This is a genomic window from Enterobacter sp. C6 (assembly GCF_008122455.1).
Lineage (GTDB): Bacteria > Pseudomonadota > Gammaproteobacteria > Enterobacterales > Enterobacteriaceae > Enterobacter > Enterobacter pseudoroggenkampii.
Genome location: NZ_QPFW01000044.1, coordinates 1 through 1619, shown reverse-complemented (window position 1 = coordinate 1619; position 1619 = coordinate 1). Strand labels below are relative to the sequence as shown.

Genomic DNA, 1619 nt, shown 5'->3' with positions numbered 1-1619 from the left:
GGGTGTTCAGCAGCGGGTTGCTGCGGTTATGTTCAAAGACGATGGCTGCGACAATCAGCACCAGCGATAGCGCCAACGACCAGCCGATCCACGGCGCTTCGAACCACCAGTCCAGACGGCCTAAAGAGAGCACGGCGCAGAGGAGGGCCATCCCAGGGGCCATTAAAAAGAAGGTGATAAAATCCTTTTTCTCGAAGACCTTGCGCCGGTCGCCCGGCGGCAGTTTTAAGGCGATGACGCAGGCCAGGGAGATCAGCGCCAGCCCCAGCTCGAAGAAATAGAGCCCGCGCCACTCGTCCAACTGCAGCAGCTCGGTTGAAAACAGGCGGGCCAGCGGGATGGCGAGCGACGATCCGGTGATGCCGATGGTCAGTGCCTTCAGGCGGTGCTTCGCAGGCCAGGCCTGGATCTGATAGTAAATCCCCAGCGAGCTGAGCGCGGCGGCCACCATGCCGTGCGCGGCGCGCACCATCAGCGCCGAGCTGAGGTCGTTCACGAACAGGTGGAAAAAGGTCACCAGCACGTACAGCACCAGAAAACCTTCCGTAAAGGCGCGCAGACCGTATTGCTGGCGGAATTTGACCAGCAGCAGGTTGATAGAGATGTTGGTCATGACGTAGACCGCGGGCAGCCAGGCGATTTCGGTCGACCAGGCCCCGAAGGTCCCCTGCAGATTTTGCAGGTTGGCGGTCACCACCGCATTTCCCAGCGCCCCCGTCAGGCACACCAGCAGGCCCACGACGCCGTAGGCAATGCGTTTTGGCGTACTGTGTTCGGGCGTGGAAGGCGAACCCAGCAGAGCGGGTTTCTCATGTGGCTGCCACTCGCGAGGAGCATAAGGGTCGCGTTCGGGCAGGCGCATAACGTCGTTTACCTTAGAAATAGTTGAATAATTAGCGGGCTAGCGATTCTACGTCTGCCGCAAATGATAATTCAAGTGAATATGATTTACGCATGTTAATCAAATGGTGAAGGGGATTATAAGGAAAAAGAGCGGCCCGATGTCGCCGTTGTGTTGAGAACCTGAAGTCGCTACCCTGAAGGGATACAGAGAAGGAGTTCATCATGGAACAGACCCATTTTCCCATCCTGCCGGATGCCACGCTGGCGGCCATCAATACTGTCGGTGAATGGCTGGCGCAGGACGACCTGAGCGGCAGCCGCCAGCACCTGGACGTCGATGCGGTGATCCTGGCAGGGAACGCGGTGATCCCGGTCATTGAGGCGGCCTGCCGAATTGCCGCGCAGAGAAACATCCCGCTCCTGATTAGCGGCGGTATTGGTCATTCAACCGCGTTTTTATATTCAGCTATCGGCAGTCATCCGCGTTATCACACCTTACAAGTCGAAGGGCGAGCCGAAGCGAGCATTCTTGCCGACATTGCGCGGGCGTTCTGGCAGATCCCCGAGGCGCATCTGTGGGTTGAGGATCAATCCACCAACTGCGGTGAAAACGCGCGCTTTAGCTGCAACATGCTGAAGCAGCACCATCGAACGACCGGGCAGGTGCTGGTGGTGCAGGATCCCACGATGCAGCGCCGCACGATGGCGACGTTTGCCCGCGTTTGTCGGGATGAGCCCGTTTCGCCGCAGTGGGTCAGCCATCCCGGGTTTACGCC

2 protein-coding genes are annotated in these 1619 nt (G+C 58.9%); one reads left to right on the top strand and one right to left on the bottom strand.

Annotated elements, in window-relative coordinates; genetic code table 11:
• Window positions 1-862, bottom strand: an 862-nt coding sequence (locus DOU50_RS00305) for an MFS transporter (RefSeq protein ID WP_148768467.1), incomplete at its 3' end; no start/stop codon positions are given.
• Window positions 863-1065: 203 nt separating this feature from the next.
• Between DOU50_RS00305 and DOU50_RS00300 the strand changes: the two genes are divergently transcribed.
• Window positions 1066-1619: YdcF family protein (locus DOU50_RS00300; RefSeq protein WP_148768466.1), on the top strand; the 554-nt coding region annotated here is incomplete at its 3' end.